Source organism: Methylobacterium sp. J-072, from assembly GCF_022829425.1.
Taxonomy (GTDB): domain Bacteria; phylum Pseudomonadota; class Alphaproteobacteria; order Rhizobiales; family Beijerinckiaceae; genus Methylobacterium.
The window spans coordinates 66,898-80,635 of sequence record NZ_JAKSYK010000094.1 but is presented as its reverse complement, the minus strand read 5'-3'; the positions used below and the strand labels follow the sequence as shown (position 1 = coordinate 80,635).

9 protein-coding genes and 1 pseudogene are annotated in these 13,738 nt (G+C 69.3%); 8 read left to right on the top strand and 2 right to left on the bottom strand.

The genetic code is table 11. The annotated features are described in order from the left end of the window. Nucleotides 1-266 (top strand): annotated as a pseudogene (locus MKK67_RS10295) (cyanase); the annotation flags it as partial. A 217-nt stretch (nucleotides 267-483) separates the two neighbouring features. Here MKK67_RS10295 and MKK67_RS10290 read toward each other — a convergent pair. Then, nucleotides 484-3,756, bottom strand: coding sequence for an efflux RND transporter permease subunit (locus MKK67_RS10290; protein ID WP_243963866.1), 3,273 nt, complete (start codon nucleotides 3,754-3,756; stop codon nucleotides 484-486). Between the two features lie 393 nt (nucleotides 3,757-4,149). Then, complete coding sequence (locus MKK67_RS10285) at nucleotides 4,150-5,370, bottom strand: SfnB family sulfur acquisition oxidoreductase (RefSeq protein ID WP_243963864.1); 1,221 nt, start codon at nucleotides 5,368-5,370, stop codon at nucleotides 4,150-4,152. A gap of 328 nt (nucleotides 5,371-5,698) precedes the next feature. Between MKK67_RS10285 and MKK67_RS10280 the strand changes: the two genes are divergently transcribed. From MKK67_RS10280 to MKK67_RS10250, 7 genes are all read left to right on the top strand, one after another. Next, complete coding sequence (locus MKK67_RS10280) at nucleotides 5,699-6,718, top strand: sugar ABC transporter substrate-binding protein (RefSeq protein ID WP_243963862.1); 1,020 nt, start codon at nucleotides 5,699-5,701, stop codon at nucleotides 6,716-6,718. Between the two features lies 1 nt (nucleotide 6,719). Continuing rightward, entirely contained in the window at nucleotides 6,720-8,279 is a 1,560-nt protein-coding gene (locus tag MKK67_RS10275; RefSeq protein WP_243963860.1) for a sugar ABC transporter ATP-binding protein, read from the top strand. Nucleotides 8,280-8,304: 25 nt separating this feature from the next. Beyond that, nucleotides 8,305-9,300 carry an ABC transporter permease gene (locus tag MKK67_RS10270; RefSeq protein ID WP_243963859.1) on the top strand — a complete coding sequence of 332 codons (996 nt, stop codon included), beginning with the start codon at nucleotides 8,305-8,307 and terminating at the stop codon, nucleotides 9,298-9,300. Beyond that, nucleotides 9,297-10,283, top strand: a complete 987-nt coding sequence (locus MKK67_RS10265) for an ABC transporter permease (RefSeq protein WP_243963858.1) — start codon at nucleotides 9,297-9,299, stop codon at nucleotides 10,281-10,283. The genes MKK67_RS10270 and MKK67_RS10265 overlap by 4 nt, the downstream gene beginning before the upstream one ends. Nucleotides 10,284-10,657: 374 nt before the next feature. After that, complete coding sequence (locus MKK67_RS10260; protein ID WP_243963857.1) at nucleotides 10,658-12,067, top strand: LLM class flavin-dependent oxidoreductase; 1,410 nt, start codon at nucleotides 10,658-10,660, stop codon at nucleotides 12,065-12,067. A gap of 8 nt (nucleotides 12,068-12,075) precedes the next feature. Then, a complete protein-coding gene (locus tag MKK67_RS10255; RefSeq protein ID WP_243963856.1) occupies nucleotides 12,076-12,846 on the top strand; it encodes an ABC transporter ATP-binding protein in 771 nt (256 codons plus the stop codon). A 10-nt stretch (nucleotides 12,847-12,856) separates the two neighbouring features. Beyond that, nucleotides 12,857-13,738, top strand: a complete 882-nt coding sequence (locus tag MKK67_RS10250; RefSeq protein WP_243963855.1) for a branched-chain amino acid ABC transporter permease — start codon at nucleotides 12,857-12,859, stop codon at nucleotides 13,736-13,738.

The window sequence follows — 13,738 nt, the reverse complement described above, 5'->3', positions numbered from 1 at the left end:
GCTCGATCCCGGCGATGCCGCCCACCGACCCGCTGATCTACCGGTTCTACGAGCTGGTGATGGTCTACGGCACGACCTTCAAGGAGCTGATCCAGGAGGAGTTCGGCGACGGCATCATGTCGGCGATCGACTTCAACATGGAGATGGCCCGGGAGGCCAACAACAAGGGCGACCGGGTGAAGCTGACCATGTCGGGCAAGTTCCTGCCGTACAAGTATTACGGCAACGACGACGACACGCCGGAATATGGTTTTAAGGAGGGGTGAGCGGCGGCGCCCCGGCGCCTCCCCGTCATCGCGATCGCGGAGACGGGGAAGCTGCGATCGACCCGACGGATATCCCGAACGCTCCACTCATCCTGAGGCGACGAAGCGCAGCGAGCCTCGAAGGAGGCCTCCAGGGATCGCGCAGCCGGCTGGAGGGCTCCTTCGAGGCTCGCTGCGCTCACACCTCAAGACGAAGTTGCGGGGGAGGACATAACCCTCACGCTGCCGCCGCCTCGCCCTCCGCCCCCAGATAATCCTGCACCGGCTGCGCGGGCCCACTCCGCAGCAGCACGTAGAGGAACGGCACGAGCAGCAGGGTCGCCGGGGTGGCGAAGGCGATGCCGCCCATCACGGCGCGGGCGAGCGCGGCGTTCTGCTCGCCGCCCTCGCCGGTGCCGAGCGCCATCGGGATCAGCCCGAAGAACATCGCCGAGGCGGTCATCAGAACCGGCCGCAGGCGGGTCTCGCCGGCGGTGATCGCCGCCTCCAGGGCGCCGCAGCCGGTTTCCTCCCGGTGCTCCTTGGCGAAGGTGACGAGCAGGATCGAGTTCGCCGAGGCGATGCCCACCGACATGATCGCCCCGAAGATCGACGGGATCGAGAAGGCGGTCCCGGTGATGAACAGCGCGAAGGTGATGCCGCAGAACGCCATCGGCAGGGCGGCGATCACCACGAACGGGTCGCCCCAGCTCTGGTAGTTCACCGCCATCAGCAGGTAGACGGCGATCAGCGCGATGCCGAGCCCGATCTCCAGGCGGAAGAAGGCCGAGCGCATGTTCTCGATCTGGCCGCGCACCGTGATCTTGTCGGGCGCCTCCAGGTTCTTCTGCTCGTCCTGCACGATCGCGTCGATGTCGCGGGCGACCGAGCCGAGGTCGCGGTCCTGGACCGAGGCGAAGATGTCGAAGGTCGGCTGGATGTTGACGTGGTTGATCACCGTCTGGGTCGGCACCCGGCGCAGCTCGGCGAGGCTCGACAGCAGGGTCAGCACGCCGGGGCCGGTGCCGGAGGTTGCGGCCGCGCGCACGAACATCGGCGTGTTGCGCAGGTCGGCGAGCGAGGCGTTGCGGTATTCCGGCGTCTGCACCCAGAGCTGGTAGGGGATGCCGGTCTTGGGGTCGGGCCAGAAGTTCGGCGTCACCTGGTAGCTGCCGGACAGCGAGATGTTCATGTTCTGCGCCACCTGCTGCTCGGTGAGCCCCTGCTCGGAGGCAAGCCGCCGGTCGACGTCGACGTAGAATTGCGGCTCGTTGACGATCTGCTGCAGGTGGACGTCGACCAGGCCCTTGGTGTGCTTGAGCCGCTGGACGATGCGCTGGGCGACCTCCAGGTCCTTCTCCTTGTGCCGGCCTGAGACCTGCACGTCGATCGGCGTAATGACGCCGAAATTCAGGATCTGGGTGATCATGTCGGCCGGCTGGAAATAGACGGTCAGGTCGGGGAAACGCTTCATCAGCACCTCCCGCAGGCGCTTCGTGTAGCCGGCGACCGAGCCGTGGCCCTCCTTGAGGCTGATCAGCATCTGGCCGTCGTTGTAGGAGACGAACGAGCCGTCCGAGAACGCGAAGTTGTAGTTGGTTGAGGGCAGGCCGATATTGTCGAGGATCTGCTCGATCTCGGCCGGCGGGATCACCTCGCGGACCGTGTCCTCGACCGCGGCGAAGACCTGCTGGGTGGTCTCGATGCGCATGCCCGTGCGCGTGCGCAGGTGCATGGTCATCTGGCTCGACTCGATCTGCGGGAAGTAATCCTCGCCGACGAAGACGAACAGCAATCCGGTCATCCCGAGGACGAAGCCCACGACGCCCAGGGTGACGATCCGATGGCCCAGCACCGCGTGGAGCAGGCCGATATAGCCCCGGTGGAACCGGGTGAAGCCGCGCTCGAACGCCCCGTGGGCGCGCCCGGCGAGGCGGAACAGCGGCGCGGAGACGAAGCCGAAGGCCCGGGCGATGCGGCCCCGGCGGGGCGGATCGCGCCCGTCCCGGTCCTTGGCGTGCTTCTGCCGGTATTCGGGCGCCACGATCACGTCGATCATGAGCGGCACCAGGGTGCGCGACAGCAGGTAGGAGGTCAGCATCGCGAACACGACCGCGAGCGCCTGCGGGGTGAACAGGTATTTGGGCGTGTCGGTGAGCGCGAACACCGCCGTGAAGGCCGCGCAGATCGACAGGGTCGAGATCAAAGCCGGCTTGGCGATGCCGGCGGCGCCGTGGACCACGCTCTCGCGGAACTCCTCGCCCTCCTCGAACAGCCGGTAGGTGTTCTCGATCGCCACCGTGGCGTCGTCCACCAGGATGCCGACCGCGAGCGCGAGGCCGCCCAGCGTCATCACGTTGATGGTCTCGCCCAGCGCCGCCAGCACGGCGAGCGAGGTCATCACGCAGAGCGGGATCGAGATCAGCACGATGAGGGTCGAGCGCCACGAGCCCAGGAACAGCAGGATCGCCAGCCCCGTGAGCGCCGCCGCGATGGCGGCCTCGTGCAGCACGCCCTCGATGGCGTTCGAGACGAACACCGACTGGTCGAACAGCGGCTTGATCGTCAGCCCCTCGGGGGCGGCGGCCCGGATCGTCGGCATCGCCGCCTTGACGTTGTTGACGACGTTCAGCGTCGAGGCGGTGCCGTTCTTGATCACCTGCATCAGCACGGCCTGGCCGCCATCGGCCCGGACCACGTTGATCTGCGGCGGCCCGCCGTCGCGGACATAGGCGACGTCGCGCATCAGCACCGGCTGGCCGGCCACCACCTTGATCGGCGCGAGGTTGAGGGTCTCGATCGAGGGCGGCGTGGCGTTGAGCTGGATCGGGTATTGCTGCTCGCCGATCTTGGCCAGCCCCGACGGCACCGTGAGGTTCTGGGCCGTCATGGCGTTGGTGACGTCCAGCGGCGTCAGGCCCAGCGCCTGGAGGGCGTTGAGGTCGAGATCGACCATGATCTGCCGGGGCGCGCCGCCGAACGGGGCCGGCAGGGTCGAGCCCGGCACCTGCGCCAGGGTCTGTCGGATGCGATACTGAGCGTAGTCGTAGACCTGGTTCAGGCTGTCCTTGGCCGAGGTCAGGGCCAGCTGGATCACCGGGACCGAGGAGGCCGAGTAGCGCACGATGATCGGCGGCTGGGTGCCGGCCGGCATCGCCGCGCGGATCGAGTTGGTCGAGGACACCACCTGGGCGATGGCCAGATCGATGCTGACCGCGGGATCGAAGTAGATCCGCTGCACCGCCGTGCCCTGGAGCGTGGTCGACTCCATGCGGCGGATGTTGTTGACGTTGTTGGAGATGCCGTACTCGGCATAGGTCGTGATGCGCTGTTCCATTTCCGGCGTGGACAGGCCGGTATAGGTCCAGACCACGACCACGACCGGGATGTCGACGACCGGCAGCACGTCCTTGGGCGTGACGATGATCGCGCCGACGCCGCCGAGCATCATCAGCACGGCCAGCACGTAGGTCGTGATCCGGAACTTGAGAGCGTAGAGGACGAGGCCCATGCGGTCTCCGCCAGCCGGCGCAAGGCCAGCCTGTTCGCATCGCGTGCCGGCGTACCGGACGCCAAGCCTGTTTCGCTATCATGTCCAGCCAGGCAAGGGACGGGCCGCGACGCCGCAGGGGCAGCGTGCGCGCGTGCTTCCGCAGCTTCCGGTTTCGACGCTTGGCCGCTCCCACCCAAGCCCTCATCCTGAGGTACCGAAGCGTAGCGGAGGCCTCGAAGGATGGGGGTGAGATTTGGATATTCGTCAGTCTTGATCGTCCTGCGCCATCATCGCGAGCGTATCGGGCAGACTCGGGGCCGGCGGATCGTCCCTCCGCCGGGCCCTGTATTCCGGATCGACGCAACCCTGGGACGCCGGCACGCGCTGGCAAAACCGTTCCCGCGCAGCCCCTCAGCTCCAGGCGTGCCGCGGCGGCGCGGTGCCGTTCAGGGCGTGGTTGCCGATGTGGAAATACTTCCAGCGGACCGGGTCGTGCAGCGTGTGCGTGCGGGCGTTGCGCCAGTGCCGGTCGAGGTTGTCCGCCGCCAGAACCGAGCGCGTGCCGGACAGTTCGTGGAGCTTGTCGGCGGCGAGCAGCGCGATCTCCGTGGTCAGCACCTTGGCCTCGGCCACCGCGATTGCCGTCTCCGTGACCGCGGCGTCGGTCGGCGCGTCCAGGATGGCGTCGATCGCGCGGCCGGCCCGGGCCAGCATGGCCTCGGCCGCGCGCAGCCTCACGGTGAGGTCGCCGATCTGGTGGATGGTCAGGACATCCTCCGTGGCCCGCTCGCGGCCGCTGTCGATCCACGGCCGGGCGCGCGTCCGGACGAAGCGGATCGTCTCGTCGCGGGCGCCGCGCGCGATGCCGAGATCGACCGCCGCCTGGATGAACTGCGAGACCGCCCCGTTCGACGACGGCGCCTCGCCGCCCCGCCAGGCCGGGATCACGGCCTCGGGTCCCACGCGCACGCCGCGCAGGGTGACGTCGCCGCTCGCCGTGGTGCGCTGGCCGAACCCGGACCAGCTGTCGGTGATCGTGAGGCCGGGCGCGTCGCGGTCCGCGATGGCGAGGTGGACCCGGCCCTCCGGATCGACCGCGCCGATGTGGATGTAATGCGCAAACAGCGCGCCGGTGGCGTAGAACTTGTCGCCCTCGACCACGAAGTGCTCGCCGTCGCGGCGCAGGGTCGTCTCGAAGGCGCCGACATGGCGGCTGTTGTGCTCCGAGAAGGCGTTGCCCAGCCGATAGCCGCGCAGCGCCCGGTCGAACCAGAGCCGCTTCTGCGCCTCGGAGGCCGTGACCCGGATCACGTCGAGCGCCGCGAGATGGTTCTGCGGAAGCTGGCCCAGGGATGGATCGGCGGCCGAGACGAGGGCGATCACCTCCCCCACCGTGACGAAGCTCGCGCCCAGGCCGCCATAGGCCGCGGGCACCGTGATGCCCCACAGGCCGGAGCCCGAGAACCGGTCGAGCTCCGCCACCGGCAGGCGCCGGTCGCGGTCCCGCTCGGCGGCGCCGGTGGCGAAATCGGCAGCCAGATCGCGCGCGATCCGCACCGCCTCGGCCTCGGAGGCGATGCGGTGCGCCTGCGGATGAAGCGCGAAGGGCGGTATCGGCGCGGCGATCGGCATGGCGGGGTCTCGGGACGGATTCGGGCAGTCGCGGGGGCGTTCAATCCGGGCCGAGCCGGCAGGCGAACCGCGCAACGGGGCGCAAGCGAAAGCAAACGTCCGTGCAAGTCAAGCGAGAGGTGGCGCGTCTTGTGTTTCCTGGAAGATGTGCTCTTCCGATAGACATACAATCTGGTCCTGAGCCGAAGTGATTTTGTCTTGCACGATCGGATCGGGTGAGAATTTTGTTCCAGAAACGCGCGAAGAAACCCGATTGATCATCCGGCCAGTTCGGAACGATCTTGATGCGCCACGATCGCCCGACCACCCTGCCGGAATTTTGAGAGCCATGCCCGAGACGCGCGCGCATCCGTCACGACGCGCCCTGATGCAGATGGGCGCGGCCCTGGGCGCCGCGTCCCTGGTCCAGGGCGTGGCCCGGGCCGGCGAGGCCGCGCCGGCCGCCGGAGCCGACGAAAAGCTGTCGCTGAAGGGCAAGACCATCGCGATCAGCGTCGCCGGGACGGATCACTTCTTCGACCTCAAGGCCTATCAGGCGCAGGTCGAGACCGTGAAGGAGCTCGGCGGCACCCCGATCGGCCTCGATGCCGGGCGCAGCGACAAGGCCCTGGTCAGCCAGTTGCAGACCCTGGCGACCCAGAAGCCCGATGCCGTCATCCAGACGCTCGGCACCCTGACGGTGGTCGACCCGTGGCTGAAGAAGCTGCGCCAGGCCGGGATCCCGGTCTTCTCCGTGGACCTGCCCTCGGCCAACGTGATCAACACGGCGACCTCGGACAATTTCTCGCTCGGTGCGCAACTGGCGCTGCAGCTCGTCTCGGACATCAACGGCCGGGGCAAGATCGTCGTGTTCAACGGTTTCGCCGGCGTCCCGGTCTGCGAGATCCGCTACACGCAGCTCAAGACCGTCCTGAAGTATTATCCGGAGGCCAGCATCGTCCAGCCGGAGCTGCGGGACGTGATCCCGAACACGGTGCAGGACGCCTATGGGCAGATCACCGCGCTGCTCAGCAAGTATCCCGAAAAAGGCTCGATCGCGGCGATCTGGTCGGCCTGGGACATCCCGCAGCTCGGCGCCACGCAGGCGCTGATCGCCGCCGGCCGCACCGAGATCCGCACTTACGGCGTCGACGGGACGCCGGAGGTCCTGGCGCTGGTCAAGGATCCGAACGCGCCTGCGGGTGCCGTGGCGGCGCAGCAGCCCGCCGCGATCGGCCGGACCGCCGTGCTCAACGTCGCGCGCTATCTCAACGGCGACAGGAGCCTGCCGTCCCAGACGTTCCTGCCGGCGATCATCGCCAACAAGGCGAACGCCGCCGAGGTCCAGCGGCAGCTCGGCCAGGCCTGACATGGCCGCCGCCGATCCGACCCGGACGCTGCCGCCCGATCCGCCGCCGGCCCTCGCGATGCGCGATCTGGTCGTGACCTTCGGGCCGACCCGCGCCCTCGACGGCGCCGCGCTGACCGTCGCGCCGGGGACCATCCACGGGCTGATCGGCCAGAACGGGGCCGGCAAGTCGACGCTCATCAAGGTCCTGGCCGGGCTGGTGACGCCCGAAGCCGGGACGATCGCGCTGCACGGCACCCCGATCGCCGGGATCACCCCCGGCCGAGTGGAAGAGCTCGGCATCGCGTTCATCCACCAGGAGCGGCTGCTGGTGCCCACCGCCACGGTCGGCGAGGCGCTGTTCCTCGGCCGCGAGGGCGCGGGGTCGCGCTTCGGCTATCTGTCGGGCGGCCTGCAGAAGCGGGCCGAGGCCGCCATCGCGCGCTTCTTCGGGATCCGCCTGCCGCGGAACGCGCTGATCCGCGACCTCACGATCGCGCAGCAGCAGATCGTGCAGATCACCCGGGCGCTGCTGGCTGAGCCCAAGATCGTGGTCTTCGACGAGCCGACGGCGGCGCTCGCCAAGCGCGAGGCGGAGCACCTGTTCGCCGCCATCGCGCGCCTCAAGGCGAAGGGCCTGACCACGCTCTACATCTCGCACTACCTCGCCGAGATCGAGCGCCTCTGCGAAGCGGTGACGGTGATGCGCAACGGCCGGGATGTCGCTCAGGTCGATCCGCGCCGGACCTCGACGGCGGCGCTCACCCGCCTGATGGTCGGGCGGGACGTGAGCGACCTCTTCCCGCGCCATCGCGCCGAGCCCGGCGCGCCCGTGCTCGCCCTGGCCGGGGTGAGCGTGCCGCCGGCCTTGCGCGACGCGTCCTTCGTCCTCCGGCGCGGCGAAGTGCTGGGCCTCACCGGCCTGCTCGGCTCGGGCGCGAAGGAACTCGTCCAGGCGCTGTTCGGCCTCGCGCCGATCAAGGCCGGCACGGTGACGGTCGACGGGCGGGTCGCACACGTCGCGAACCCGCACGACGCGGTGCGGCGGGGCCTCGCGCTGGTGCCGGAGAACCGCCGCGCCCACGGGGTCGCCCTCGATCTCGGCATCCGCGAGAACCTGACTCTGGCGAGCCTCGACCGGGTGAGCCGCCGGGGCTGGCTCGATCGGGTCCGGGAGCGCGCCCAGGCGCTGCGCCTGATCGGCGATCTGCAGATCAAGGCAGCCGGCCCCGAGGCCCTGGTCCAGACGCTGAGCGGCGGCAACCAGCAGAAGGTGGTGCTCGGCAAATGGCTCGCCCGGGAGGCCGGCCTCTACATCCTCGACGAACCGACCATCGGGGTGGATATCGCCGCCAAGGCCGAGATCTACCGGCTGATCGCCGGATTGGCCGAGGGCGGGGCCGGCATCCTGCTGCTCTCCACCGATCTCGACGAGCTGCTCGGGATCTGCGACCGCGTACTGGTCCTGTATCGCGGGGCGATCGTGTCGGAGCATCCTACGGCCGGGACCACCGCCGACAGCCTGCTCAACGCGACCCTGACCGGCGCCGGACCCGGCGCGGAGGCCAGCCGTGCCGCCTAGCGCAACGGACCGCGGATTTGAGACCGTGCCCAGCATCGCCCTGCCGGATCCGGCGGCTGATCCAAAAGCATGGCTCGCCGGCCTGCGCAGCGCCGGCAGTTTCCTGTTGGTCCTGGTGGTGCTGGCCGTCTTCGCGGCCCGGGTGCCGGCGTTCCTGGGCACGGCCAATCTCGGCCTGATCCTGGCGCAATCGAGCGTGCTCGGGATCCTGGGCCTCGGGCTGACGCTGGTGCTGATCACCGGCGGCACGGATGTCGTCGCCGGCGGCATCGATCTGTCGCTCGCCGGCACCCTCGGGCTTTCGGCTGCGGTGTTCGCGGGGCTCAACCAGGCCGGCGCCGGCGATGCCGCCTGCGTGGTCGCGGCGCTCGGCACCGGTCTCGCGGTCGGCCTCGTGAACGCGGTCGCGGTCCTGCGCCTGCGCATCCCGCCGTTGCTCGCGACCCTGGCGACCATGAACATCTGCGCCGGGCTGGAACTGGTGATCACCGAGAACACCACCATCCCGGCCGCCTCGCCCCTGATCGAGTGGCTCGGCGGCACCGGGCCGCTGGACGTACCGGTCCTCGGCTACCTCCTGCTCGCCGTGGCGTTTTTCTTCGCGGCGAGCTTACGCCTCACCCCGCTCGGCCCGCGCGCCTCCGCGGTCGGCGCCCATCCGGAGGCCGCCCGCGCCGCCGGCCTCTCGATTGGCCGCTACCGGGCCGGCGCCTACCTCGCGAGCGGGCTGTCCGGCGGCCTGGCCGGCATCGCCTCCGTGGCGTTCCTCAACAGCGCGACCGGCGGCTCCGCCGACATGCTGCTGCCCGTGGTGGCCACGGCCTTCCTGGGCGTGGTGTTCTCGCGCCGCCTGGTCCCGACCGTCACCGGCACGCTGCTCGCGGCCCTGTTCGTCGGCAGCCTGACCAACGGCTTCCAGCTCCTGCACGTCTCGACCTACTGGGTGAACGGCATCGAGGGGGCGCTGATCCTGGCCGTCGTGGGGGCGACGGCGGCCTCGGCGAAGGGACACGCCGCATGAGCCTCGTCACGGTGGAACGCCGCCGCCTCGCCCTGCCGACCGCCGAGATCGTGCGGTTCGGCATCCCGATCGCGCTGGTGCTCGTCCTCGTGGCCTTCTCCGCCGCGGCGCCGGGCTTCCTCACGGTGGCGAACGTCACCGGCGTGCTGGTCAACACCGTCGCCCTGGCGGCGATCGTGGCCATCGCCATGACGCTCGCCGTCGCCGCGGGCGGCACCGACCTGTCGGTCGGGACCGCCGTCGATCTCGGCAGCCTGGCCTTCATCACGGCGATCGGCGCCGGTCAGCCGGTCGCCCTGGCCGGCCTCTACGGCCTGCTCGCCGGGATCGGCACCGGGCTGTTCAACGCCCTGCTGATCGCCCGGCTGTCGATCACGCCGTTCCTGGCGACCCTCGGCACGCTGTTCATCGGCCACAGCCTGCAGCAGCTGACCACCGATGGCGGCAACCCGGTCTACGTCCCGGCCGACCGCATCCCGGCGGCCTTGGCCGTCCTCGGCCACGGCGCCGTGCTCGGCGTGCCGCTCGCGCTCTGGCTGGTGCTGATCCTGGGCGTCGGCGCGTGGCTGCTGCTCGAGCGCACGCGCTTCGGACGCGAGGTGCTGGCGGTTGGGACCCAAGTGGAGGTGGCGATCCATTCCGGCCTGCCGGTGCGGCGGATCCTGGCGCTGGTCTACGTGGCGAGCGCGGCCGTTGCGGCGCTCGCCGGCATCCTGCTCTCGGCGCATGTGAACGCCTACGTGCCGTATGCCGGCAACGCCTACCTGCTCGACAGCATCGGGGCCGCCTTCATCGGGACCTCGCTCAGCCGGAACCGCCGGCCCAACATTCTCGGCACGATCCTGGGCGTCGTGCTGTTCGCCTTCGTGACCAACGGCCTGCTGCTCGTCGGCTGGAATTTCTACTGGCAGCAGGTCGGCACCGGCGTGCTGATCTTTTCGACCCTGGCCTTCGCCTTCGCGGGACCGCGCCCGCACGCCTGATCGGGAGGAGCTTTTGCGCAGGAGCGCAGCGTCGAAGCCGGCCGCGGCTTGGAGATCGCGCCCCGTCCTACCGCAGGCGACAATAAGAAAACCTTCTTTCGCGCCGCTCGCGAAATAAAGCAGGCCGTTTCATTGACGACTCGGCGGATGCAACGCAAACATTCCACGGCACAACGACGAATTTGCCCTCACAATATGCCTGATCGATAGATGATCCGAGAAGAAAACATCTTCTCGGCAGGGTCATTGATTTAATTCTTGCCTGGATACAGCGGCGCGTCGGTCGCTCGTCTTACCCTGTCTGATGCGCCACGCGGGTGCCGCGCGCTGCCGATCCCCGAACCGGACCACACGCCCTCCATGACCCGCCAGCCATGACCCGCCAGATCCGCTTCAACGCCTTCGACATGAACTGCGTCGGCCACCAGTCGCCGGGGCTGTGGGCGCATCCGCGGGACCGCTCCTGGCAGTACAAGGACCTGGAATACTGGCAGGATCTGGCCCGGACCCTCGAACGGGGCATCTTCGACGGGATCTTCATCGCCGACGTGGTCGGCTATTACGACGTCTACAAGGGCTCGAACTGGCACGCCCTGCATCAGGCGGCGCAGATCCCGGTCAACGATCCGCTCCAGCTCGCCGCCCCGATCGCGCTGGCGACCGAGCACCTCGGCATCGGCATCACCGCCTCGACCTCGTTCGAGCACCCCTACACCTTCGCCCGCCGGCTCTCGACGGCCGACCATCACACCAAGGGGCGGGTCGGCTGGAACATCGTCACCTCGTATCTCGAGAGCGGCGCGAAGAATGTCGGCCAGGACGGCCTGAAGCGCCACGACAACCGCTACGAAGTCGCGGCGGAATATGTCGAGGTGCTCTACAAGCTGTTCGAGGGCAGCTGGGAAGAGGGCGCGGTCCTGCGGGATCGGGAGCGGCGGATCTTCACCGACCCGTCCAAGGTCCACGAGATCGGGCATCGCGGCCGCCATTTCACGGTGCCGGGCTACCATCTCTGCGAGCCCTCGCCGCAGCGCACGCCGGTGCTCTACCAGGCCGGCGCCTCGGGGCCCGGCAAGGCGTTCGCGGGGCATCACGCCGAATGCGTGTTCGTGGCCGCGCCCCTGAAGCCGATGCTGAAGGCCTATGTCGCCGATGTGCGCGCGCAGGCCCGGGCCGCCGGGCGCTCGCCCCGGGACGTGCTGATCTATAACCTCACCACCGTGATCGTCGCCGAGACCGACGCGGCCGCGCAGAAGAAATTCGAGGAGTACCGGTCCTACGCGTCCTACGACGGCGCGCTGGTGTTCATGTCGGGCTGGAGCGGCATCGATTTCGGCCAGTACGCGCCGACCGATCTGGTCAAGAAGGTCGAAACCAACGCCATCGTGTCGATGGTCGAGCATTTCTCGTCCGCGGAGAACCCCTGGTCGATCGCCGAGCTCGCCCGGTGGGGCGGCATCGGCGGCGTCGGCCCGGTCTTCGTCGGCTCGCCCGCGACCGTCGCCGACATCCTGCAGGAATGGGTCGCGGAGACCGATGTCGACGGCTTCAACCTCGCCTACGCGGTGACGCCCGAGAGTTTCGAGGATGCGGTCAACCTGCTGGTGCCCGAGCTCCAGAAGCGCGGCGCCTACCCGAAGGCCTACCGCCCCGGAACGTTGCGCGAAAAACTGTTCGGCCGCGGGCCGTACCTGCCGGAGACGCATCCGGCCCACGGGTTTCGCGACATCGAGGCCGTGAAGGCCCGCGAGGCGGCGCTTCGCCCCGCCGCTGCGGCCGAGTGAGGCCGGCCTTGTCCGACACGATCCTCGAACTCACCGATGTCTCGCTGGCGTTCAAGGGCATCAAGGCGATCAACGGCTTGAGCTTCGCGGTCCGACGCGGCGAGATCTGCGCGCTGATCGGCCCGAACGGAGCCGGCAAAAGTTCGCTGCTCAACATCCTCAACGGGGTTTACCGGGCGGAGTCCGGTAGCGTCACCTTCGAGGGCGAGCGCTTCGGCCGCATCCGCCCTGGCTTGGCGGCGAGGCGCGGCATCGGCCGCACCTTCCAGCACGCAGCTTTGTTCGGGCCGCTCTCCGTCCTCGACAACGTGCTGGCGGGCCTCGCGCGCCACAGCCGGACGACGCTGGTCGAGCACGCCTTCGGGTTGCCTCGCGACGCCGCCGAGACGCGCTGCTTTCTTCAGGCCGCCGAGGAGATCCTCGCTTTCCTCGACCTCGCCTCCTATCGGGACCGCATCGTGGCGACGCTGCCCTACGGCATCCAGAAGCGGGTCGACCGCGCCCGGGCACTGGCGGCACGCCCGAAGCTCCTGCTGCTGGACGAGCCGATGGCCGGCATGAACGGCGAGGAGAAGCGCGCGATGGGCGGCTTCATCGAGGCGGCCCGGGACACATTCGGCCTCACGGTCGTGCTCATCGAGCACGACATCGGCGTGGTGATGAGCCTATCCGACCACGTCGTGGTGCTCGATTACGGGCGCAAGGTCGGCGACGGGCCGCCGGAGGCCGTGCGCAACGACCCGGTCGTGATCGCGGCCTATCTCGGCAAGCCGCATTGAGGGCCGCCGCATGAGCTTCTTCCTGGAGACGCTCGCGGGCGGCCTGCTCGCCGGCGTGATGTACGCTCTCGTGGCGATCGGTTTCGTGCTGATCTACAAGGCCTCGGGGGTGTTCAACTACGCGCAGGGGGCGATGGTGCTCTGCGCCGCGCTGACCTTCGTCACCCTGACGGAGCGGGAGCTGCCCTTCTGGCTCGCCGGCCTGGTGACGCTGGCGATCATGGTGACCCTGGCGGTGGCGGTCGAGCGGGTCGTGCTGCGCCCCCTCGTCAACCGGTCGCAGGTGACGCTGTTCATGGCGACGCTCGGCCTGTCCTACGTGATCGAGGGCATTGCGCAGCTCCTGATGGGCGCGAGCGTCCACGAACTCGACCTCGGCATCCCCGATCTGCCCGTCGCGCTCGGCCCGATCCAGCTCAGCCGCTTCGACCTCGTCGCCGCGGCGAGCGCCGGAGCCCTGGTGATCGCCCTGTCGCTGTTCTTCGAGCGCACGCGGATCGGCGTGGCCTTGCGGGCGGTGGCGGACGATCCGCAGGCGGCCCTGTCCATCGGCATCCGGCTGCCGGTCCTCTGGGCCGCGGTCTGGGCGGTGGCTGGCTTCGTGGCGCTGGTGGCGGGGCTGCTGTGGGGCGCGCGCCAGGGCGTGCAGTTCTCGCTGACCTTCGTGGTGCTGAAGGCGCTGCCGGTGCTGATCATCGGCGGCTTCACCTCGATCGCCGGGGCCATCGTCGGCGGCCTCATCGTCGGCGCGGCTGACGCAATCGCCGAGATCTATCTCGGGCCGCTGCTCGGCGGCTCGGTCTCCACCTGGTTCGCCTACCTGCTCGCCGTCGCCTTCCTGCTGGTCCGCCCGGCGGGTCTGTTCGGCGAGCGCGCCATCGAGAGGGTTTGA